The 20,498-nt window shown below is 72.4% G+C and carries 20 protein-coding genes; 14 read left to right on the forward strand and 6 right to left on the reverse strand.

The annotated features are described in order from the left end of the window. Positions 1-245: 245 nt before the first annotated feature. Together FNH09_RS32315 and mycP are read left to right on the forward strand one after the other, a co-directional pair. Positions 246-1,379, forward strand: a complete 1,134-nt coding sequence (locus FNH09_RS32315; RefSeq protein ID WP_338017748.1) for a hypothetical protein — start codon at positions 246-248, stop codon at positions 1,377-1,379. Continuing rightward, the gene (gene mycP, locus FNH09_RS32320; RefSeq protein WP_152893454.1) at positions 1,376-2,572 is read left to right on the forward strand and encodes a type VII secretion-associated serine protease mycosin; all 1,197 of its coding nucleotides are present in this window, start codon (positions 1,376-1,378) and stop codon (positions 2,570-2,572) included. Before FNH09_RS32315 ends, mycP begins: the two co-directional genes overlap by 4 nt. Positions 2,573-2,644: 72 nt before the next feature. On the opposite strand, the gene FNH09_RS32325 is transcribed toward mycP, so the two are convergent. Then, positions 2,645-3,655 (reverse strand): serine hydrolase, encoded by a 1,011-nt coding sequence (locus FNH09_RS32325; RefSeq protein WP_152893455.1) that lies wholly within the window; start codon positions 3,653-3,655, stop codon positions 2,645-2,647. A gap of 150 nt (positions 3,656-3,805) precedes the next feature. Here FNH09_RS32325 and FNH09_RS32330 point away from each other — a divergent pair, with 150 nt between their 5' ends. After that, positions 3,806-4,537, forward strand: coding sequence for an SseB family protein (locus tag FNH09_RS32330; RefSeq protein WP_162469409.1), 732 nt, complete (start codon positions 3,806-3,808; stop codon positions 4,535-4,537). A 68-nt stretch (positions 4,538-4,605) separates the two neighbouring features. Here the strand turns inward: FNH09_RS32330 and FNH09_RS32335 are convergent, their stop codons facing one another. Then, positions 4,606-4,983, reverse strand: a complete 378-nt coding sequence (locus FNH09_RS32335; RefSeq protein WP_152893456.1) for a DUF1844 domain-containing protein — start codon at positions 4,981-4,983, stop codon at positions 4,606-4,608. A 361-nt stretch (positions 4,984-5,344) separates the two neighbouring features. Between FNH09_RS32335 and infC the strand changes: the two genes are divergently transcribed. The 10 genes from infC (at position 5,345) to FNH09_RS32390 (ending at position 16,569) form a co-directional block, all read left to right on the forward strand. Next, a complete protein-coding gene (gene infC / locus FNH09_RS32345; protein WP_162469410.1) occupies positions 5,345-6,061 on the forward strand; it encodes a translation initiation factor IF-3 in 717 nt (238 codons plus the stop codon). Between the two features lie 111 nt (positions 6,062-6,172). Further along, entirely contained in the window at positions 6,173-6,367 is a 195-nt protein-coding gene (gene rpmI, locus FNH09_RS32350; protein ID WP_006374321.1) for a 50S ribosomal protein L35, read from the forward strand. Positions 6,368-6,465: 98 nt separating this feature from the next. Further along, on the forward strand, positions 6,466-6,849 hold the full coding sequence (rplT, locus tag FNH09_RS32355) for a 50S ribosomal protein L20 (RefSeq protein WP_162469411.1): 384 nt from the start codon (positions 6,466-6,468) through the stop codon (positions 6,847-6,849). Between the two features lie 135 nt (positions 6,850-6,984). After that, positions 6,985-7,845: a TrmH family RNA methyltransferase gene (locus tag FNH09_RS32360; protein ID WP_152893457.1), complete on the forward strand. Its 861-nt coding sequence runs from the start codon at positions 6,985-6,987 to the stop codon at positions 7,843-7,845. Between the two features lie 91 nt (positions 7,846-7,936). Beyond that, positions 7,937-9,073 (forward strand): sensor histidine kinase, encoded by a 1,137-nt coding sequence (locus FNH09_RS32365; protein ID WP_152893458.1) that lies wholly within the window; start codon positions 7,937-7,939, stop codon positions 9,071-9,073. Between the two features lie 132 nt (positions 9,074-9,205). Then, entirely contained in the window at positions 9,206-10,327 is a 1,122-nt protein-coding gene (pheS, locus tag FNH09_RS32370; protein ID WP_152893459.1) for a phenylalanine--tRNA ligase subunit alpha, read from the forward strand. Beyond that, positions 10,327-12,843: a phenylalanine--tRNA ligase subunit beta gene (pheT, locus tag FNH09_RS32375; RefSeq protein WP_152893460.1), complete on the forward strand. Its 2,517-nt coding sequence runs from the start codon at positions 10,327-10,329 to the stop codon at positions 12,841-12,843. The genes pheS and pheT overlap by 1 nt, the downstream gene beginning before the upstream one ends. A 357-nt stretch (positions 12,844-13,200) precedes the next feature. Continuing rightward, positions 13,201-14,286: a PP2C family protein-serine/threonine phosphatase gene (locus tag FNH09_RS32380; RefSeq protein WP_152893461.1), complete on the forward strand. Its 1,086-nt coding sequence runs from the start codon at positions 13,201-13,203 to the stop codon at positions 14,284-14,286. 258 nt (positions 14,287-14,544) lie between these two features. Next, on the forward strand, positions 14,545-15,882 hold the full coding sequence (locus tag FNH09_RS32385) for an NsdA family TPR-like regulatory protein (RefSeq protein ID WP_152893462.1): 1,338 nt from the start codon (positions 14,545-14,547) through the stop codon (positions 15,880-15,882). A 141-nt stretch (positions 15,883-16,023) separates the two neighbouring features. Further along, positions 16,024-16,569, forward strand: a complete 546-nt coding sequence (locus FNH09_RS32390; RefSeq protein WP_162469412.1) for an NUDIX domain-containing protein — start codon at positions 16,024-16,026, stop codon at positions 16,567-16,569. Positions 16,570-16,595: 26 nt separating this feature from the next. On the opposite strand, the gene FNH09_RS32395 is transcribed toward FNH09_RS32390, so the two are convergent. Then, positions 16,596-16,853, reverse strand: coding sequence for a hypothetical protein (locus FNH09_RS32395; RefSeq protein WP_152893463.1), 258 nt, complete (start codon positions 16,851-16,853; stop codon positions 16,596-16,598). A 208-nt stretch (positions 16,854-17,061) separates the two neighbouring features. Beyond that, positions 17,062-17,922, reverse strand: coding sequence for a 3-hydroxybutyryl-CoA dehydrogenase (locus tag FNH09_RS32400; RefSeq protein WP_162469413.1), 861 nt, complete (start codon positions 17,920-17,922; stop codon positions 17,062-17,064). Positions 17,923-18,094: 172 nt separating this feature from the next. Here FNH09_RS32400 and FNH09_RS32405 point away from each other — a divergent pair, with 172 nt between their 5' ends. Next, positions 18,095-19,393, forward strand: a complete 1,299-nt coding sequence (locus FNH09_RS32405) for a glycoside hydrolase family 10-like protein (RefSeq protein ID WP_420802795.1) — start codon at positions 18,095-18,097, stop codon at positions 19,391-19,393. Between the two features lies 1 nt (position 19,394). Here FNH09_RS32405 and FNH09_RS32410 read toward each other — a convergent pair whose 3' ends face one another. Both FNH09_RS32410 and FNH09_RS32415 read right to left on the reverse strand, forming a co-directional pair. Next, entirely contained in the window at positions 19,395-19,589 is a 195-nt protein-coding gene (locus FNH09_RS32410) for a DUF1918 domain-containing protein (protein ID WP_152893464.1), read from the reverse strand. A 26-nt stretch (positions 19,590-19,615) separates the two neighbouring features. Then, positions 19,616-20,498: DMT family transporter (locus FNH09_RS32415; protein ID WP_152893465.1), on the reverse strand; the 883-nt coding region annotated here is incomplete at its 5' end.

Raw genomic sequence — 20,498 nt, forward strand, 5'->3', positions numbered from 1 at the left:
ACCGGCCTCGTGTTCCGTCCGTCGATGCTTTCGGTGGGCCTGTTTCCGGGTCGGTGCCGCCGCGGCCGGATGTCCGGCCGGGTGTCCCGCCGACTACGGTTTCGTCGTCTCCGCAGGACCGGCCTCGTGTTCCGTCCGTCGATGCTTTCGGTGGGCCTGTTTCCGGGTCGGTGCCGCCGCGGCCGGATGTCCGGCCGGGTGTCCCGCCGACTACGGTTTCGTCGTCTCCGCAGGACCGGCCTCGCGTGTCGTCCGCCGACGCCTTCGGCGGGCCCGCCTCCGGGGGCTCCGGTGTTGTGCCCCCGACGCGGGTCGGTGCCGCGGAGGCCGCCGTCGGCTTCGGTGCCGTCGCGCCGGGGCGGTCCGGACCGGACGGGGGGCGGCTGGGCGAAGCCGAACCCGAGGCCTGGACGCCCCTGACTCCGCCCGCGGCCTTCGCCATGCCGACGCAGCCCGCGCCGACCGGTCCCGCAGGCATACCTCCGCAGCCCGCGGCCCCCGCGCCCGTGACCCCGGACCCGGCGCTCTCCTGGACCGCGATGACCCCGCCCGCGGACCGTCCCGTCGTGACGTTCGGGGAGCCGGAGGGGTACGACGAGCAGGCGCGGCCGGTGCCCCTCGCGGCGCGCCTGCGGTCCCGTACCACCGTCGCGGCCGTTTGCGTGGTGCTCGGATTCGGACTCATCGGCGGTGCGGCGACGGGCAGTTGGCTGACCGGCGGGTCCGGGGACGACGGCGCCCCCGACACCTTCGCGGCGGCCGCCGAGCTGTGGCACAGCATTCCCGTGGACCAGCTGTTCCCGCCCACCGTGCAGGGCACCGGAGCGGGCCCCGGCGGCGCCGACCGGACCTGGACGCGGATCGCGGTCGCCCCGGACAGCGGCTGCCAGAACGCGTTCGACCCGCTGCTGCACAAGGTCCTCGCCCCGGCCGGCTGCCGCCGCCTGCTGCGCGCCACCTACACGGACGCGACCCGCAGCTACGTCACCACCGTCGGCCTGCTCTTCACCAAGGCGGACGCCGCGGCCATGAGCGCCCTGGACGCCCGGTTCCGCAAGGAGGGGCTCGACCGCCGTGCCGACCTCATGCCCCGCCCCTACGCGGCGAAGGACACCCTCGCCGCCGCCTTCGGCGACAAGCAGCGTGCCTCGTGGACCGTCTCGGTGCTGACGGACACCCCCGTCGTCGTCTTCGCCGTCTCCGGCTGGGCCGACGGCCGCACCGTCGACACCCCGCAGCCCGCGGCCGACGCCACGCAGTCCGGCGCCACCACGGACCCCGCGCAGGCCGGTCTCGGCAACGAGGCCCAGGGCCTGTCAGACCGCATCGAACGCGCGTTCCGCAAGACCGCCGACGCGGCCACGGAGGAACCGTCATGAGCAGCCGTACGACCCGTACGACCTACCGCGCCGGGCTCGTCGGCTCGCTCCTCGCCGCCTCCCTCGCCCTCGCGCCGGCCGTCCCCGCGCACGCCGACGGCATCCGCGCCCAGCAGTGGGCCCTGGACGCCATGCACACCCAGCAGGCCTGGCGGACCACCAAGGGCAAGGGCATCACCGTCGCCGTCCTCGACACCGGCGTCGAGGACGACCATCCCGACCTCGACGGCAACGTCCTGGCCGGCACCGACCTGGTCGGATTCGGCGCGAAGCCCGGTGACGACTCCTGGGCCCGGCACGGCACCGCGATGGCCGGGATCATCGCCGGTCACGGACACGGCGCCGGGAACGACGCCGGCGTCATGGGCATCGCCCCCGAGGCCAAGATCCTCCCCGTCCGGGTGATCCTGGAGGACGACGACCCCTCCCGCGCCAAGGCCCGCACCACCCGGGGCAACGCCCTCGCCGAGGGCATCCGCTGGGCCGCCGACCACGGCGCCGACGTCATCAACCTCTCGCTCGGCGACGACTCCTCCTCCGCGCACCCGGAGCCCGGCGAGGACGAGGCCATCCAGTACGCCTTGAAGAAGGGCGCCGTCGTCGTCGCCTCGGCGGGCAACGGCGGCGAGAAGGGCGACCACATCTCCTACCCGGCCGCCTACCCGGGCGTGATCGCCGCGACCGCCGTCGACCGCTACGGCACCCGCGCCTCCTTCTCCACCCGCCGCTGGTACGCCACCGTCAGCGCGCCCGGTGTCGACGTCGTCATCGCGGCCCCGGACCACCGCTACTACGAGGGCTGGGGCACCAGCGCGGCCTCCGCCTTCGTCTCCGGCGCGGTGGCCCTCGTCAAGGCGGCCCACCCCGGTCTGAGCCCGGCCCAGATCAAGAAGCTCCTGGAGGACACGGCCCGCAACGCCCCCAGCGGCGGCCGCGACGACTCCCGCGGCTTCGGTTTCATCGACCCGGCCGCCGCCCTCAAGGCCGCGGGCCGCCTCGATCCGGAGGGCCTGAAGGCCGCCGCGTACGGCCGGAAGTACTTCGGCGCCGGGCCCGACACCGCCGCGGCGGACGACGGCATGGCGAGCTGGGCGGGCCCGCTGGCGGGCAGCGTCGGCGGTGTGCTGCTGGTCGTCGCGGTCGTCATGTGGCGCGGTCGCCGCCGCACCTACCGTCCCCAGGACGAGTTCTAGGGCGTGTTTCGAAAGTAGCGCCGGGCAGACGGGAATTTGACGACAGGGCCCAGGCCCGGACCGCCGCCCGGCTCAGTCCGAGGCGGACGACGGCGATGCCGAGGCGGACGCCGAGGACGACCCGCCGTCGCTTCCGGTGAACCCCGCGACCGCCGCCCGTGCCGCCGCCTCGACCAGCGAGATGCCCTCGGCCTGCGTCGCGTTGCCGTCGGACAGGACGGTCACCAGGTAGTCGTGGCCGTCGACCGTCACCCGCCCGATGCTGTTGATGTCCCACAGCCCGGTGGTGCTGCGCGCCAGCCAGCCGTTCTTCAGCGCCCAGGCGGAACGGTCGGCGGCGGCCGAGACACCCCAGTGCTGGTCGGCTTCGATCTGCCGCATCAGCCCCTGGACATACGTCTGTGAGGCAGCGCTCAGCTTCGCGTCGTCCCCGAAGACCTGCTGGAGCAGCGTCAGCTGGTCCGCGGCCGTCGTGCGGGTCAGTCCCCACAGCATGCCGTCGCCGCCCGTGGTGTCCGTGAGCCCGAACCGCTTGTTCGCGGCGTCGAGCCCCTCCGCCTCGCCGATGATCTTCCACAGTGCCGACGCGGAGGCGTTGTCGCTGTTCTCGATCATCGCGGTGGCGTACGTCTTCTCCGCGGCGGTGAGATGCCGGCCGGAGTCCTGGGCCTGGAGCAGCAGCGTCGCCAGGATGTCGACCTTGACGATGCTCGCCGTGTCGAAGGCGGCGTCCCCGTACGCGGCGCTCTCGCCGGACTCCAGGTCCAGGACCGCAGCCGACACCCGCGCGCGCTTCGGCACGCTCACCGACGCCAGCGCGTCGGCCAGCAGCTGCGCGCGGTCCACCGTGGGCTCCGTCACGGGTTCCACCGATGCCTCCCCGTCGGCCGACGGAGAGGAGGTGGCCGACGGCGACGGCGACGACGATACGGCGTCCGTCTCCGAGTGCGCCTGGGCCTTGACGTACACCGTGCCCACGGCCGTGCCGCCGACGATCACGATCGAGGCGAGGGCGACGTGGAGCAGTGGGCGGCGGCGCGAGGGGCGGGCGCGGCGGCCTTGGCGGGCTCTGGAGGACTCCATGCCCGAGATGCTGGACGGGCCGACTGTGCGGGCCGTTAGACCGAAGTTAGAGCTTCGTCAGGGAAATCTGAGAAAGCTGTGAGTTCGGTGTCCGCCCTGTTTCAGGGGCCGCACAAGCGCCGCAGCATCCCACCTATAGGGTCGGTGACCGTGGCGAACAAGAACATTCCCGACCCCGGCTTCTCCGACGACGACGGCTCCGCCGATCCCCGGCTCAGCGCCGCGCTGGCCGCCTGGGACGCGGACCGCACCGCCGTGGGCCCCGTCCTGGAGGCGCTCAGGGGCGCCCGGCTGCTCGTCCCCGTCGTCGCCGTGCTCGGCGAGGTCGAGGAGGACGAGAACGGGCTGCGCCGCGAGAAGACCAGCGACATGGCCGTTCCGACGCTGAAGGCGGGCTCGCGCACCGCCCTGCCGGCCTTCACGTCCACCGACTCGCTGGCCCGCTGGGACCCCCAGGCGCGTCCCGTGGCCGTACCCCTGCACCAGGCACTGAAGGCCGCGGCGCACGAGAAGGCCGACACCGTCGTGCTGGATCTGGCCGGGCCGGTGCCCTACGAGCTGACAGGGGCGGCGCTGCGGGCGCTCGCCGAGGGCCGTACGACGACTGAGCCGCTCGCCGATCCGGCCGTCGTCGAGGCGGTACGCGCCGCGGTGGCCGCCGAGCCCGCCGTGCTGCGTGCCCACCTCGGCCCCGGGCAGGCCGACGGCACCCTCGCCCTCGTCCTGGACCCGGACGCCGCCCCGGCCGATGCCGCCCGCGCGCTCGCCGGGCGGCTGGCCGCCGACGAGACACTGAGGGCCCGCCTGGTGCGCGGCCTCGACCTGGCAGTGCTGCCGGCCGGGACGACGCCACCGGGCGAGCCCCTGTACGTACGCGACTGAGGCCACCGGGCCCCGGCCGCGCACCGGCCGGACGGACCGGCCGTGGATTCGCTTCCGGAGTTCAGGGACTAGCCGTAGACCGGTCCCGTGTACTTCTCGCCGGGGCCCTGGCCGGGCTCGTCCGGGACGATCGACGCCTCGCGGAAGGCGAGCTGGAGCGACTTCAGCCCGTCGCGCAGCGGGGCCGCGTGGAACGAGCTGATCTCGGTGGTGCTCGCGTCCAGCAGACCGGCGAGGGCGTGCACCAGCTTGCGGGCCTCGTCCAGGTCCTTGTACTTGTCGCCCTCGTCGGTCAGGCCGAGCTTCACGGCGGCGGCGCTCATCAGGTTGACGGCGACCGTCACGATCACCTCGACCGCGGGGACCTCGGCGATGTCGCGGGTCATGGCGTCGAAGTCGTTCGTGCCGGGGGTCTCGGGGGTGTCCGAGGGGGAGGTCTCACTCATGCCCCACACGATAGGTCCCGGACGGGAACGGGCCCCACTTGGCCTCAATTAGCCGTTCCGGACCGATGCTGCTAACCTTGTGTAACGACCGGTCGGAGACGTATGCCCACGGCACACGGATCCGACCTACAAGTGGAGGCTTCGAACTCCCACCCGACCGCCCTCCGGGGCGGCGGGTCACCGGTCAGGCGGCGCCGTTCCCTAGTGACGGCGGTCCGCCCGATAGTGCGCCCCGCGTTCACCGCGGCGGTGCTCCGGTAGTTCGAGGAGCCCCGCCTGTGATCGTCCGGGGCATTTTTCGTGTCTCGGTGCGGTTAGGTCTAACGAACAAAGACGTTACGCGGCTGTCCGCCAGACCGCCGTGTGGTGCTACCGAGGAGGATCCATCAGCACCGAGCCCCGCATCAACGACCGGATTCGCGTTCCCGAAGTGCGACTTGTCGGTCCCAGCGGCGAGCAGGTCGGGATTGTTCCGCTTGCCAAGGCGCTGGAGCTTGCGCAGGAGTACGACCTCGACCTGGTTGAGGTGGCGGCGAGCGCGCGTCCGCCGGTCTGCAAGCTCATGGACTACGGGAAGTTCAAGTACGAGTCGGCCATGAAGGCCCGTGAGGCGCGCAAGAACCAGGCGCACACGGTCATCAAGGAAATGAAGCTCCGGCCGAAGATCGACCCGCACGACTATGACACCAAAAAGGGTCACGTCGTCCGGTTCCTCAAGCAGGGCGACAAGGTCAAGATCACGATCATGTTCCGTGGTCGCGAGCAGTCCCGCCCCGAGCTGGGCTACCGACTGCTTCAGCGTCTCGCGGAGGACGTCCAGGACCTCGGTTTCGTCGAGTCGAACCCGAAGCAGGACGGCCGAAACATGATCATGGTTCTCGGTCCGCACAAGAAGAAGACCGAGGCGATGGCCGAGGCCCGGCAGGCGCAGGAAGCCCGCAAGGCGGAAGCGAAGGCCAACCCCGGCCGCTCGCAGAACCCCGCGGACGCCGACGCCGACTCCGAGGCCGACGCCCAGGTCGACACCGAGGCCGCGGCCGAGGTCGAGGCGCCCGCCGAGGAGCACGCCGAGGCGTGACCTTCCCGGGACGCGAGTCCCAGGATGTAACCGATACAAGAGACGACGCTCCACCGTGCCCGGTTTGACGACCGGGCACAGGAGCGCCACCGACGAGGAGATAACGGCGCTATGCCGAAGAACAAGTCGCACAGCGGTGCCAGCAAGCGCTTCAAGATCACCGGCTCCGGCAAGGTGCTCCGTGAGCGCGCCGGCAAGCGCCACCTGCTCGAGCACAAGTCGTCCCGCGTGACCCGCCGCCTCACCGGCACCGCCGAGATGGCTCCCGGCGACGCCGCGAAGATCAAGAAGCTTCTCGGCAAGTGACGTACGGGCGCCGCTGAGCGCCGTACGTCTGGACCGGGACCCCATCGATTCCGGGCCGTGTGAAGACAACCACGGCCCCGCTACAAGGAGTTAAACAAGTGGCACGCGTCAAGCGGGCAGTCAACGCCCACAAGAAGCGCCGGGCGATCCTCGAGGCGGCCTCCGGCTACCGCGGTCAGCGTTCGCGCCTGTACCGCAAGGCCAAGGAGCAGGTCACCCACTCGCTGGTCTACAACTACAACGACCGCAAGAAGCGCAAGGGTGACTTCCGCCAGCTGTGGATCCAGCGCATCAACGCTGCGGCCCGCCAGAACGGCATGACGTACAACCGCCTCATCCAGGGTCTGAAGGCCGCGAACGTCGAGGTCGACCGCAAGATCCTGGCCGAGCTGGCCGTCAACGACGCCGGCGCGTTCGCCGCGCTCGTCGAGGTGGCCCAGAAGGCTCTGCCGGCGGACGTGAACGCGCCGAAGGCTGCGTGACGCCGCTCCGGCTCGCCGGATGTGACGTGATCGGACCCGCAGGCTGAACCAGCCTGCGGGTCCGACTCTGTCTGCACGGTGGCCCGGACCCCGGCGGAGCGAACAAGAACCCCTGGACTTCCGAAGGTGAACCCCATGCCTCCCGTCGCCCCCGAGCTGATCTCCCCCCGTTCCCCCCGCGTCGCGGCCGCGCGGCGGCTCGCCAGGCGGAACTTCCGGGGCAAGGAGCGGCTGTTCCTCGCGGAGGGGCCGCAGGCCGTGCGCGAGGCCGCCGGCCACCGCGGCGACGCGGGGTCCACGCTCGTCGAGCTGTTCGCCACCGTCGAGGCCGCCGAGCGCTACGCCGACATCGTCGGGCAGGCCCGCGCCGCCGGCGCCCGGGTCCACCTCGCCGACGAGCAGGTCATCGAGGACATCTCGACCACCGTCACCCCGCAGGGACTCGTCGGGGTCTGCCGGTTCCTCGACACCCCCTTCGAGGAGATCCTCGCCGCCCGCCCCCGGCTCGTCGCCGTCCTCGCCAACGTCCGCGACCCCGGCAACGCCGGCACGGTGCTGCGCTGCGCCGACGCCGCCGGGGCCGAGGCGGTCGTGCTGACCGACGCCTCCGTCGACCTGTACAACCCCAAGGCCGTGCGGGCCTCCGTCGGCTCGCTCTTCCACCTCCCGGTCGCCGTCGGCGTACCCGTCGAGCGGGCCGTGGCCGGACTCAAGGCCGCGGGCGTACGCATCCTCGCCGCCGACGGAGCCGGCAGCGACGACCTCGACGACGAACTCGACCAGGGCACCATGGGCGGCCCCACCGCCTGGGTCTTCGGCAACGAGGCCTGGGGGCTCCCGGAGGAGACCCGCGCGCTGGCCGACGCCGTCGTGCGCGTCCCGATCCACGGAAAGGCCGAGAGCCTGAACCTCGCCACCGCCGCCGCCGTATGTCTCTATGCGTCGGCCCGTGCACAGCGCGCCTCCGGAGGGTGCCGCTCCGTCACCGAGAGCTAGTAGGGTGACCGGTCCGGGGTCCGTCCCCCGAGCTCTCGGCCGCGCGCCGGCACGGGGGACCCCCATGCCGTCAGAGAGGTGGGGTACCGGGATGAGTGTCGGCACGAGCGGCGCACCGGAAGCGAGCGCGGCGGGACACGTCCCCGCGCCCCGCTGCGGTGATACCGCCGGGTCCGGCATCGACCCCGACGAGCTGCCCGACGGCCTGGTGATCGCCGACGAGCACGGCCACATCGTGTGCTTCAACGCGGCCGCCGCCCGCATCACCGCCACCGCCGCCGCCGACGCCCTGGGGCAGCGGCTGGAGAAGGCGCTGCCGCTGGAGGACCTGGAGGGGCGGCGCTGGTGGCAGCTGACCGACCCCTACGGCGGACTGGCCATCCGGGTCCGCCAGCCCGAGCGCAACCTGCTGCTGCCCGGCGGCCGTGAGGTGCTGGTGTCCGCGCGGTACGTCCGTACCTGCCCCACCGGCCCGCTCCACCGCCTCGTCGTCACCCTCCGTGACACCGAGGCGCGCCGCCGCACCGAACGCAGTCACGCCGAACTGATCGCGACCGTCGCCCACGAACTGCGCTCGCCGCTGACCTCCGTCAAGGGATTCACCGCCACCCTGCTGGCCAAGTGGGAGCGGTTCACCGACGACCAGAAGCGGCTGATGCTGGAGACCGTCGACGCCGACGCCGACCGCGTCACCCGGCTCATCGCCGAATTGCTGGACATCTCGCGCATCGACTCCGGCCGCCTGGAGGTGCGCCGCCAGCCCGTCGACATGGGCGCGGCCGTGGGCCGGCACATCCAGGCGTACGTCGCCGCAGGCCAGCCCGCCGACCGCTTCCTGCTGCGGATCGAGCAGCCGCTGCCCGCGCTGTGGGCCGACCCCGACAAGGTCGACCAGGTGCTGAGCAACCTGCTGGAAAATGCCGTGCGGCACGGCGAGGGAACCGTCACGATTGACGTCACGCCCTCGGCGTCCCCCCGCGAAGGGGAGGACACCGGCACGTCCGTCACAGTGAGTGACGAGGGCCCCGGCATCCCGGAGGAGTCCATGAACCGCGTCTTCACCCGCTTCTGGCGGGGCAGCAAGCGCGGCGGCACGGGCCTGGGGCTGTACATCGTCAAGGGCATCGTCGAGGCCCACGGCGGCCTCATCACGGTGGGCCGCGCGCCCGGCGGCGGCGCGGAGTTCCGATTTACGTTGCCCGTGAGCGTGCCGGCCTACCTGGTCTGAGCAGCCCGCGGGCGCATCCGTTCGTCCTCACCCCGTTAGACTCGGCCTTTGGCACCTTTGTGTCCCGGGGCGGCTCTTCGAGCGAGTCGGTGACGGGGACCTCCAGCCAGTCAACCGGAAGCACGGGAAGAGATGTCGGCACCGAATAAGTCGTACGACCCTGTAGAGGTCGAGGCGTTGAAACCGGAAGAGATCGAGCGCATGCGGGACGAGGCGCTCGCCGCCTTCGCCGCCGCGGACTCGCTCGACGCGCTCCAGGAGGCCAAGGTCGCCCACACCGGCGGCACCTCGCCCCTGGCCCTGGCCAACCGTGAGATCGGCGCCCTGCCTCCGCACGCCAAGGCGGCCGCGGGCAAGCTGGTCGGCCAGGCCCGCGGCGCCGTGAACAAGGCCCTCGCCACCCGCCAGACCGAGCTCGAGGCCGAGCGCGACGCCCGGGTGCTGGTCGAGGAGGCGGTGGACGTCACGCTGCCCCACGACCGGGTACCGGCCGGCGCCCGGCACCCGCTGACCACGCTCTCGGAGCGCATCGAGGACGTCTTCGTGGCCATGGGCTACGAGGTCGCCGAGGGCCCGCAGGCCGAGGCCGAGTGGTTCAACTTCGACGCCCTCAACATCGGCCCGGACCACCCGGCCCGCGGCGAGGCCGACACGTTCTTCGTGCAGGGCCCCGACGGCGGCACCGAGTCCGGTGTCGTGCTGCGCACCCACACCTCGCCCGTGCAGATCCGCTCCCTGCTGGAGCGCGAGCTGCCGGTGTACGTGATCTGCCCCGGCCGGGTGTACCGCACCGACGAGCTGGACGCGACCCACACCCCGGTCTTCCACCAGGTCGAGCTGCTCGCCGTGGACGAGGGCCTGACCATGGCCGACCTCAAGGGCACCCTGGACCACATGGTCCAGTCGCTGTTCGGCGAGGGCATGAAGACCCGGCTGCGGCCGAACTTCTTCCCGTTCACCGAGCCGTCCGCCGAGATGGACATGGTGTGCTACGTCTGCCGCGGCGAGTCCGTCGGCAACCCCGACCGCCCCTGCCGCACCTGCTCCTCCGAGGGCTGGATCGAGCTCGGCGGCTGCGGCATGGTCAACCCCAAGGTGCTGACCGCATGCGGCGTCGACCCGGAGAAGTACAGCGGCTTCGCCTTCGGGTTCGGCATCGAACGGATGCTGATGTTCCGCCACAACGTCGAAGACATGCGAGACATGGTCGAGGGTGACGTCCGGTTCACCCGGCCGTTCGGGATGGAGATCTGATGCGGGTCCCGCTTTCTTGGCTGCGGGAGTACGTCGACCTGCCGGCGACCGAAACCGGCCGTGACGTCCAGGAGAAGCTGGTCTCGGCCGGCCTGGAGGTCGAGACCGTCGAGCAGCTCGGCGCCGACCTCAAGGGCCCGCTGGTGGTGGGCCAGGTGCTGACCATCGAGGAGCTGGAGGGCTTCAAGAAGCCGATCCGCTTCTGCACGGTCGACGTCGGCACCGCCAACGGCACCGGCGAGCCCCAGGAGATCGTCTGCGGCGCCCGCAACTTCGCCGTCGGCGACAAGGTCGTCGTGGTCCTGCCCGGCGCCGTCCTGCCCGGCAACTTCGCGATCGCCGCCCGCAAGACGTACGGCAGGACCTCCCACGGCATGATCTGCTCCGGCGACGAGCTGGGCATGGGCGACGACGGCAGCCACGGCATCATCGTGCTGCCGCCGGAGACCGAGGTCGGTAAGGACGCCATCGAGCTGCTGGAACTGGTCGACGAGGTCCTCGACATCGCCGTCACCGCCAACCGCGGCGACTGCCTGTCGATCCGTGGCGTCGCCCGCGAGACGGCCATCGCCTACGGGCTGCCGCTGCGCGACCCGGCGCTGCTCGACGTCCCGGGCCCCAACGCCTTCGGCTACCCGGTCCAGGTCTCCGACCCGGCCGGCTGCGACCGCTTCACGGCCCGCACCGTCACCGGTCTCGACCCCGAGGCCCGCTCCCCGATCTGGCTGCGGCGCCGGCTCCAGAAGGTCGGCATGCGCCCGATCTCGCTCGCCGTCGACGTCACGAACTACGTGATGATGGAGCTCGGCCAGCCCCTGCACGCCTACGACCGCAACCTGGTCCAGGGCACCATCGGCGTGCGCCTGGCCGAGGAGGGCGAGAAGCTCGTCACCCTCGACGGTGTCACGCGCACCCTGCACGCCGAGGATCTGGTGATCACCGACGAGCGCGGTCCGATCGGTCTCGCGGGCGTCATGGGCGGCGCCAACACCGAGATCGCCGACCACGCGGACGTCGAGAACGCCAGCACCGAGGTCGTCATCGAGGCCGCGCACTTCGACGCGGTGGCGATCGCCCGTACGGCCCGCCGGCACAAGATGTCCTCGGAGGCCTCCAGGCGCTTCGAGCGCGGTGTCGACCCGCAGGCCGCCGCGGCCGCCGCCCAGCGCACGGTGGACCTGCTGGTGCTGCTCGCCGGCGGTACGGCCGAGGCGGGCGTCACCGAGGTCGTCGCTGCCTCCGCGCCGCACACCATCGCCCTGCCGGCCGGCCACCCGGACAAGGTCGCGGGTGTGGACTACGGCCGCGAGACCGTCGTACGCCGGCTCCAGGAGATCGGCTGCGACGTCTACGGCCAGGACGAGCTCCTCGTCACCGTGCCGTCGTGGCGGCCCGACCTCACCGAGCCGAACGACCTGGCCGAAGAGGTGATCCGGCTGGAGGGCTACGAGAACCTGCCCTCCACGCTGCCCAAGCTCCCCTCGGGCCGCGGCCTGACCCACCGGCAGCGGCTGCACCGCAGGGTCGGCCGGGCGCTGGCCGGCGCGGGCTACGTCGAGGCGCCGAACTACCCGTTCATCGGCGAGCAGGTCTTCGACCAGCTCGGCCTCGACGCCGCCGACCCGGCCCGCCGGGTCGTGAAGCTGACCAACCCGCTCAACGACGAGGAGCCCGCGCTGCGCACGTCGCTGCTGCCGGGCCTGCTCGGCGCGCTGCGCCGCAACGACGGCCGCGGCTCGCACGACCTGGCGCTCTTCGAGACCGGACTGGTCTTCCACCCGCGCGAGGAGCGGCGGATCGCCGTCTCCCCGCCGGTGGACCGCCGTCCCAGCGAGGAGGAGATCGCCACCCTCGACGCGGCGCTGCCCGAGCAGCCGCGCCACGCCGCCGTCGTCCTCGCGGGCGCCCGCGAGCAGGCCGGCTGGTGGGGCAAGGGCCGCCCGGCCGACTGGGCCGACGCGGTCGAGGCCGCCCGGACCGTCGCCCGTGAGGCCGGCGCCGAGCTGATCGTGCGGGGCGGCAAGTACGGACCGTGGCACCCGGGCCGCTGCGCCGAGCTGGCCGTCGTCACCGCCGACGGCACGGAGCGGATCGTCGGCCACGCCGGCGAGCTGCACCCGCGCGTCGTCAAGGCCTTCGGCCTGCCGGCCCGCACCAGCGCGGCCGAGCTGAACCTGGACGCGCTGGAGGAGGTCGGCGACGACACCCCGCAGGCGCCCAGCATCTCCACCTTCCCGGTCGCCACCCAGGATGTCGCCCTGGTCGTCGACAAGTCGGTCCCGCACGCGGACGTCGAGGCCGCGCTGCGTGACGGCGCGGGTGAACTGCTGGAAGCCATCCGGCTGTTCGACGTCTACGAGAACGACGAGCAGCTCGGCGCGGGCCACAAGTCCCTCGCGTACGCGCTGCGCTTCCGCGCCGGCGACCGGACGCTGACGGTCGACGAGGCGTCGGCTGCTCGGGACGCTGCGGTGGCGCTGGCCGCTGAGCGTACGGGGGCGGCGCTGCGGAGCTAGGCGCTCCGGCGGGGAGCTGTGCGTTGTCTGCCGACTGCGGGTTGTCGGTGGCCGGTCGCGCAGTTCCCCGCGCCCCTTTTTGGGCTGCGGGTTGGTTGTCGGCTGTGGGTTGTCGGTGGCTGGTCGCGCAGTTCCCCGCGCCCCTTTTGGGCTGCTGGTTGGTTGTCGGCTGCGGGTTGTCGGTGGTTGGTCGGGCAGTTCCTTGCGTCCCTTTGGGGCGCTTTTTGTGTGTCTCACTCGATCGGGTGAGATCTGTCGGGGTTCTGGGTCGGGCGGGGGTGCGGTCGACAGAATCAAACCGGCCTTTCGGGGCCGGTTCGGTCTGCGCTGTCAGGGCCTGGATGGGGGGCCATCGACATGTTCCGCATCAGGCTGCCGCTGCGTAGGACCCTCTCACTGGGGTTGCCCACGATGTGGGGCGCCGTGGCGATCACATACAAGCTGGCCTGTCCGCTCGCCCAGCAGAACGGGCTGGGCGCACGCGTCGTCAGCAGCGCGGTCTTCCTCACGGTCGGCGCGGGGCTGGTCCTCCACGTCCGCGGGACCCTGCTGCGCGAGCTCAGGCAGGCCCGCCGGGTCGCCGGCGCCGCGCAGAGCGTGCTGCTGCGGCCACTGCCGCCGCGGCTCGACGGCCTCGGTGTCGCCGCCGCCCAGCTCTCCGCGGACCGCGGCGCCTCGGTCGGCGGAGACCTCTACGAGGCGCTCGCCACCGAGCACGGGGTCCGCGTGGTGATGGGCGACGTCCGTGGGCACGGGATCGGGGCGCTCGGCACCGTCGCCGCCGTCCTCGGCAGCTTCCGCGAGGCCGTCCACGACGAGCCCGAACTCGGCGGCGTGCTGCGCCGCCTGGACCGCGCGCTCGCCCGGCACCTGCGCACGCAGGCCCGCGCCGAGCACCCCTCGGCCGGAGCACCGCCGGACACCCCCGTCGCCGAGGAGTTCGTCACCGTACTGCTGCTGGAGATCGGCCGCGACGGCGAGGTGCGGGCCCTGAACTGCGGCCACCCGTGGCCGTATCTGGTCAGGGGCGGCCGGGTCGAACCCCTGGCCCGCACGGATCCCCTGCCGCCGCTCGGACCGTTCCCCCTGCCGGACGGCCTTCCCGCGCAGTGCCTTGGAGAGTTGCTGCCGGGCGAGTCGCTGGTGCTGCACACGGACGGGGCGCAGGACGCCCGCGACGACCGCGGCCGGTTCTTCTGCCTGCCCGCCGCGATCGCCGAGGCGGTCCGCGACCACCCGGCCACCCCGCAGTCGGTGCTGCGCTCCGTCTTCACCGCGCTGCGCCGGCACAGCGGCCACAGACCGGCCGACGACGTGGCCCTGCTCGTGCTGCGCAACGAACGTCTGCACGGCCCCACTTGTGCCCGGCAGCGCGGCGGCGACACGTACGGCTCGCGGGCCGGGCCTGCGCCCACCGACCCCCAACCGACGAACCGCCTCTAGCCCATGGGCGCCGTTCCGCCGCCGTCCGCCCCGCCACGGAGTGTCGGGCAGGCAGCCGGGCGGACGGCGCGGAAGCGGGCCACCGTACTTTTCGAGGGGGAGCCGGCGGCCCGGCCGGCCTCTTGCGAGGCATCTCAGTCAACCGGGCCGGAACCCTCCACAACAGCGCACGCACCACACGGTTTCGCGCACTCCGTTCACACCCCGTGTGAAGCGGTACCCACTACTCTGTCGGCACGGATCCACCGGGGGACACCCATGCAGCCCAACACTCTGCTCGACGCGATCCTGGACGAGGCGGGGATCTCGCATGCCGGGCTGGCCGCGCATGTCAACCAGGCGGGGCGGGGCCGTGGACTGGCGCTGAGGTACGAACACACCGCCGTGGCCCGTTGGTTGAAGGGGCAGCGGCCGCGTGGCCAGGTGCCCGACCTGATCTGCGAGGTGCTGGCCGGACGGCTGCACCGGCCGGTCACCCTCGACGACATCGGCCTCGGCGTCCCGGGCGAGCCGTCGGCCCCGCACGGCACCCTCTCCGGCTTCGTGGAGCGGGCCACCGCGCTGTGGCGCTCCGACGAACAGCAGCGCCCTCACGTCCTGGGCGCCCCCGCCGTCACCGGTACGCCCGCCGTGATGCCCGTGTGGGAGTGGGAGAACCCGCCCGAGGACGTCGACGTCTCGCGCGGCGGCCGGCACCGGGTCACCTCGGCCGACATCGAGATGCTGCGCGCCGCCCGCACCCACTACGAGCAGATGTACCGCAAGGCCGGCGGCGTCGCGACCCGCAGCCGGATCGTCGGCTTCCTCAACGCCGAGGCGGCCCCGCTGCTGCGCGGCAGCTACACCGACGCCACCGGTCGCCAACTCCACAGGTCCACCGGTGGGTTGGTGGCGGTCGCCGGTATCTGCACGTACGACTCCGACGCGCACGGCCTGGCCCAGCGCTACTTCCACCAGGCCCTGCGGCTGGCAAAGGCCAGCGGGGACCGCGGACTTGGCGCCTATGTCATCGCGCTGCTGGTCAACCAGTCGCTGTTCATGCGGGAGTACCGCCAGGCCGTCGCCTTCGCCGAGGCCGCGCTGCGCACCGCCGGACGGCACATCACCCCCGCGCTCGCCTCGGACCTGTACGCGATGCAGGCCAAGGCGTACGCCCACCTGGGCGACGGTACGGGCGCCCTGTCCTGCATCCGGCGGGCCGAGGCGGCCGCCGAGCGCATCCGGCGCGGACACGAGCCCGACGAGACCGGCTACGTCCAGCCGGGCCTGGTCAACGTCCAGGTGGCGGAGGCGCTGCTCAGCCTCGGTGAACTGGCCGCCGCCCGGGAGCACGCGGCGGCCGCCGTGGACAACCCCGCGCACGACCGGGGCCGGGTGCACCGGCTCGCGATGCTCAGCACGATCGAACTGCGCCGGGGCAACGCCGACGAGGCGGTGGCCACCGCGGTGCGGATGGCCGAGCAGGCCCGGGGAATGGAGTCCCAGCGCCTGCGCGACAGGCTGCGCGCGGTGCGCGAAAACCTGGTGCGCAGCGGTGTGACCGGTACCGCCGAGGCCGCCGAGCTCATCGACGGGGCACTGCGCGTACCGCTGTAGACCCCGATATTTCCGCAGGTACGGCCCGGCATGGGCCCGCGCCCGCGTCCATGGGGGCGCAGGGAGGCGCTCGTTGTGCGCCTGCTCTCAGACTGCTCCTGCTGCGATATTGCCACTTACTCAGCGGAAGGTGGCAGAACCGTGCAGTGGACGAAACAGAACGAACAAACTGTGTATGAAAACCGCTGGTTCAGGGTCAATCTCGCCGATGTCGCGCTCCCGGACGGCCGGCATCTCGACCACTTCCTCATACGGCTGCGGCCCGTCGCCGTGGCCACGGTGGTGAACGAGGCCAACGAGGTACTTCTCCTGTGGCGCCACCGTTTCATCACCGACAGTTGGGGGTGGGAACTCGCGGCGGGTGTCGTCGAGGACGGCGAGGGCATCGCCGAAGCGGCCGCCAGGGAACTGGAGGAGGAGACCGGCTGGCGGCCGGGGCCTCTGCACCACCTCATGAGCGTGGAGCCGTCCAACGGGCTCACCGACGCCAGGCACCACATCTACTGGGCCGACGAAGGGGAGTTCATCGGGCATCCCGTGGACGACTTCGAGTCGGACCGCCGGGAATGGGTACCCCTCAAGCTCGTCCCCGACATGGTCGCCCGCGGTGAGGTCCCGGCCGCCAACATGGCGGCCGCGTTACTGCTGCTGCACCATCTCAGGCTCGGGCAGGACGCCGTGCCCTGAATCCCCCGGGGCGTCCCGGACGGGCCCTAGTGGCCGAGGGCCTGCCAGACCGCCACGGCCAGTGCGCCGACCGCCGTGACGGCCGCGATCGAGGTCAGCGGCCAGCGTGCGTGCTCCAGCGAGCCGAGCCGGGTGCTCAGTTCGTCGAGTTCCTTGGCGGTCTCTTCGGTGCGGTGGGTGAGCAGGGCCAGCCCGCCCTCGACGCGGGCGTACGCCACATCGAGGCGGCGTCGTAACTCTGCGAGTTCTCCATTGGCGACGGGATGCTCGGGATCGGCGGTCATGTGTCCGCTCCTTTCCGTAGTCGTCTCACATCCCTTGCATGTGCATGAAGAGTCAACTCGCCTGGTCGACGCGTGGGGAGAGTGTGCGCGTGGCATATGCGGGCCCGCCGCGCACACGGTGTGTGAATGCCGCGGGCCCGGCACCTTTCCAGGTGCCGGGCCCGCGTGGCGTAGCTCGGTGTAGTCGGCGGCGAGGCCGACTGCCGCATCAGCCGTAGGTGTAGAAGCCCGAGCCCGTCTTGCGGCCCAGCCGGCCGGCGTCGACCATGCGCTGGAGCAGCGGGGGAGCGGCGTACAGCGGCTCCTTGTACTCGGCATACATGCTGTTCGCGATCGACACGATGGTGTCCAGGCCGATCAGGTCGGACAGCCGCAGCGGGCCCATCGGGTGGGCGCAGCCCATCTCCATGCCGTTGTCGATGTCCTCGCGGCCCGCGATACCGGACTCGAACATCCGGATGGCGGAGAGCAGATACGGCACCAGCAGCGCGTTGACCACGAAGCCGGAGCGGTCCTGGGCGCGGATCGCGTGCTTGCCGAGCACCTTCTCGGCGAACAGCTGCGCGCGGCTCAGCGTGCCCTCGGAGGTGGTCAGCGCCGGGATCAGCTCGACGAGCTGCTGCACCGGGGCCGGGTTGAAGAAGTGGATGCCGATGACCTGATCCGGCCGCGAGGTGGCGACGGCCAGCTTCACCAGCGGGATGGAGGAGGTGTTGGACGCCAGGATGGCGTCCGGCCGGGTCATGACCTGGTCCAGGACCTGGAAGATCTCGGTCTTGACCTGCTCGTTCTCGACGACGGCCTCGATCACCAGATCGCGGTCCGCGAACTCGCCGAGGTCGGTGGTGAAGCTCAGGCGGGCCTGGGTCGCCGCCAGCTCCTCCTCGGTGATCTTGCCGCGCTCGGCGGCCTTGGTCAGGGAGGAGAACAGCCGGGTACGGCCGTACTCCAGGGCTTCGCCGGTGGTCTCGGCGACCTTGACGTCCAGACCTGCGCGGGCGCAGACCTCGGCGATGCCCGCTCCCATCTGGCCGCAGCCCACCACTCCGACGCGTTCGATGTCGGTCACATCGTCCCTTTCGCTGCGCTGATCCACGAAGGCGGCAGGTCTGCCGGGTTCGGTGCCTGCTCCGTTCGTGCACGTTACCGCCAAGTATCGATGATCGATCGTCCGGGTGCGGCATCCTTGCCGCCAAGACGTTCCGTGACCGCGCGGTTCCATCGCGCAGGGGGTGTTCGACGTGCCGCGACCGACCCGGCGGACGTTCGCGCTGGCGGCCCTGACGGCGCTGACGGCCGTCACGGGGACGGGCGCGAGCAGGACGGAGCCGGCCGGGGCCCGAGAACCCGAGCGGGCGGCCGGTCCGGGGGATGCGGGCCGACGGCCCGCACCCGGCGCGGCGGGCGGCCCGGCCGGGGCCATGCGGGGCGTGTGGCTGGCGACGGTGGGCAACCGCGACTGGCCCTCCCGCCCCGGGCTGACGGCGGCCGCGCAGCGCGCGGAACTGATCGCCCACCTGGACACGGCGGTGCGCAACCGCCTGAACACGGTGATCTTCCAGGTGCGGCCGACGGCGGACGCGCTGTGGCCCTCCCCGTACGAGCCCTGGTCGCGGTGTCTGACCGGCACCCAGGGCCGCGATCCCGGCTGGGACCCGCTGGGCACGGCCGTCGCGGAGGCGCACGCCCGGGGGCTGGCGCTGCACGCCTGGTTCAACCCGTACCGCATCGCCTTCGACACCGACCCGGCGAAGCTCGTCGCCTCCCATCCGGCCCGGCGACACCCGGACTGGGTGGTGGCGTACGGCGGGATGCTCTACTACAACCCGGGTCTGCCCCAGGTGCGCGCCTTCGTCCAGGACGCGATGCTCGACGCGGTCGCCCGCTACCCGGTCGACGGGGTGCACTTCGACGACTACTTCTACCCCCGCCCCATGGCGGGCCAGTCCTTCGACGACGACGCCGCCTACGACGCCCACGGCGGCGGCTTCCCCAACCGGGCCGCCTGGCGCCGCGACAACGTCGACCGGCTGGTGCGAGGCACCGCGGACGGGATCCGGCGGACCCGGCCCGGCACCCGGTTCGGCATCAGCCCCTTCGGGGTGTGGCGCAACGCCGCCACCGACCCGCTGGGCTCCGACACCAGGGCGGGTGTGCAGACGTACGACGACCTGCACGCGGACACCCGCAGATGGGTGCGCGAGCACTGGATCGACTACCTGGTCCCGCAGCTCTACTGGAACATCGGCCTGCCCGCCGCCGACTACGCGAAGCTGCTGCCCTGGTGGGCGGAGGTCGCCCGGGGCACGGGGACGGACCTGTACGCCGGCGAGGCGCTGTACAAGGCCGGTGACCCGGCGCAGCCGGCGGCCTGGCAGGACCCGGCCGAACTCTCCCGCCACCTGGCGCTCGCCACGGAGCTCCCGCAGGTGCGCGGCCATGTCTTCTTCGCCGCCCGGGAGGTGGCGGCGGACCCGATCGGTGCGATGGCGCGGGTGGTCGCCGACCACTACCGGCAGCCGGCAAGGCCCCCGCGCTGACTCACCGCTCCTTGTCGGGGTGCCGGACCTCGCAGTCGGGGCCCGGGGACATCACTGCTTCGTGTCCGTCGGGGAAGCGGACGCGGTAGGGCGGGTTGCCCTCCGTGCCCATCACCTCGACGACTTCCGATACCTGGTCGTGTTGGCCGACCACCCTGCCGTGCTGGACAAGCCGGTCGCCTTTGGTTGCGCGCATCTATGGGCCTCCTCACCAGTGCGCGCTCAGCCGCGCGCCCGCTGGGTGACGGCGATGCAGACGAGCACGGCGGCGGCCGTCAGCGGGGCGGCCGGAGTGATGTGCTCGCCGAGCAGCAGCACCGACCACACCAGTGTGAGCAGCGGCTGCGCCAACTGCAACTGGCTGGCCTTCGGGATGCCGATGGCGGCCATCCCGCGGTACCAGACGACCAGCCCCAGGAACTGCGAGCCCGCCGCGACCCACAGCAGTCCGGCCACGCTGTGCACGCCGAGGTGCGGCGGCTGGTGGACCAGGGCCACGGCGGCCACCGGCACGGTCAGCGGCAGGCACAGCACCAGCGCCCAGCCGATGACCTGCCAGCCCGGCAGTTCACGGGCCAGCCGGCCGCCCTCGGTGTACCCGGCCGCGCACACCAGCAGCGCCCCGAAGAGATAGAGGTCGGCGACGGTCAGGGCGCCTCCGCTCTGCTGCACGGTGAAGGCGACCACGGCGGCGGCGCCCGCCAGCGCCGCCGCCCAGAAGGTGCGCGAGGGCCGGGCGCCGACGCGCAGGGCGGACAGCAGGGCTGTCGTCAGCGGGAGCAGGCCGACCACGACGGCGGCGTGCGCGGTGGTCGAGGTGCGCAGGGCGAGCGTGGTGAGCAGCGGGAAGCCGAGGACGACCCCGGCGGCGACGACCACGAGCCCCGCCCAGTGCCGGCGGGCGGGCAGCGGCACGCGCAGCGCGAGCAGCGCGCCGCCCGCGATCAGCGCCGCGAGCACGCTGCGCGCGGAGACCAGGGCCCAGGGCCCGAAGCCCTCCAGGCCCCAGACGGTGGCCGGGAAGGTGAGGGAGAAGGCGACGACCCCGAGGGCGGCCTGCGCCGGGCCCGCGGCGGAACGCGGGGAGGAGGGACCGGGGGAAGGG

The sequence above is a fragment of the Streptomyces adustus genome, from assembly GCF_009377175.1.
GTDB lineage: Bacteria > Actinomycetota > Actinomycetes > Streptomycetales > Streptomycetaceae > Streptomyces > Streptomyces adustus.

Excerpts from the sequence above, each read along its gene's own strand:
- FNH09_RS32365 (WP_152893458.1), top strand. The coding sequence starts at position 7,937 with ATGAGTGTCGGCACGAGCGGCGCACCGGAAGCGAGCGCGGCGGGACAC.
- FNH09_RS32385 (WP_152893462.1), top strand. The coding sequence starts at position 14,545 with ATGCAGCCCAACACTCTGCTCGACGCGATCCTGGACGAGGCGGGGATC.
- mycP (WP_152893454.1), top strand. The coding sequence starts at position 1,376 with ATGAGCAGCCGTACGACCCGTACGACCTACCGCGCCGGGCTCGTCGGC.
- FNH09_RS32360 (WP_152893457.1), top strand. The coding sequence starts at position 6,985 with ATGCCTCCCGTCGCCCCCGAGCTGATCTCCCCCCGTTCCCCCCGCGTC.
- FNH09_RS32380 (WP_152893461.1), top strand. The coding sequence starts at position 13,201 with ATGTTCCGCATCAGGCTGCCGCTGCGTAGGACCCTCTCACTGGGGTTG.
- FNH09_RS32325 (WP_152893455.1), bottom strand. The coding sequence starts at position 3,655 with ATGGAGTCCTCCAGAGCCCGCCAAGGCCGCCGCGCCCGCCCCTCGCGC.
- pheT (WP_152893460.1), top strand. The coding sequence starts at position 10,327 with ATGCGGGTCCCGCTTTCTTGGCTGCGGGAGTACGTCGACCTGCCGGCG.
- FNH09_RS32395 (WP_152893463.1), bottom strand. The coding sequence starts at position 16,853 with ATGACCGCCGATCCCGAGCATCCCGTCGCCAATGGAGAACTCGCAGAG.
- FNH09_RS32335 (WP_152893456.1), bottom strand. The coding sequence starts at position 4,983 with ATGAGTGAGACCTCCCCCTCGGACACCCCCGAGACCCCCGGCACGAAC.
- FNH09_RS32410 (WP_152893464.1), bottom strand. The coding sequence starts at position 19,589 with ATGCGCGCAACCAAAGGCGACCGGCTTGTCCAGCACGGCAGGGTGGTC.
- pheS (WP_152893459.1), top strand. The coding sequence starts at position 9,206 with ATGTCGGCACCGAATAAGTCGTACGACCCTGTAGAGGTCGAGGCGTTG.
- rpmI (WP_006374321.1), top strand. The coding sequence starts at position 6,173 with ATGCCGAAGAACAAGTCGCACAGCGGTGCCAGCAAGCGCTTCAAGATC.